2 protein-coding genes are annotated in these 798 nt (G+C 46.9%); both read left to right on the forward strand.

From position 1 onward, the window contains the following. The coding region (gene traF, locus R7O13_RS26035; protein ID WP_318305094.1) for a conjugative transfer signal peptidase TraF at positions 1-476 on the forward strand (476 nt) is incomplete at its 5' end. A 13-nt stretch (positions 477-489) separates the two neighbouring features. Continuing rightward, the coding region (locus R7O13_RS26040) for a transglycosylase SLT domain-containing protein (protein ID WP_318305095.1) at positions 490-798 on the forward strand (309 nt) is incomplete at its 3' end.

The following is a 798-nucleotide window of genomic DNA, read 5'->3' on the forward strand; positions in this document are numbered from 1 at the left end:
TGAGTTTAGCTTTAGGCTTATACATAACAGGCTATCGCCTTAATCTCACGCATTCATACCCCCTCGGCCTTTATCAGTTTTCCAAAACAAACCAATATCAGCAAGGGGATTTAGTGGTCTTCTGTCCGCCTCCTAGTGCGGTTATTGAGCAAGCGCTTAAACGCGAATACCTAAAATACGGCACCTGTAAAAGTGGCTCGACTCCGCTTATCAAAAAAATCATGGGCATATCGGGCGACCATCTCTCTTTTGATGGCGTTGTCAGAAAGAATGGAAAACCGCTCGCGCGTTTTCTCGTTCATTCTGCAGATAGCCATCATCGCAAGCTCCCACAGCTCAAGGCATTCACGCTCACCGACGATGAGTTTTTTATGATGTCGGACTACGCGCCCAAAAACAGTTTTGACAGCCGTTACTTTGGCGCCATTCAAAAAAACGCCATTCAAGGTAAGGCTGTCCCCATATTCACTTTCTAAGAGTCATCGCCTCATGATGGATCTAGACCAATACTCGCATTGTATCTATCAAGTTCATCCAACCACGATAGAACAAGTCATTAAGAACGAATCCAACTTTCGGCCACTGGCCATTAACGTCAACGCCCTTCCCAATCAAAAGCCACCGCGCATTACCCAGCCTAAGACGAAACAGGAAGCTATCCAGTTGGCCAACTATTACGTATCGCTCGGGCATTCGGTGGATTTGGGGTTGATGCAAATTAACTCAAAGAACCTGGCTCCGTTTGGGGTCAGCATTGCCGACATGTTCACTCCCTGTAAGAACATTCATGTCGGCTCC

Source organism: Vibrio sp. Y176, assembly GCF_033438945.1.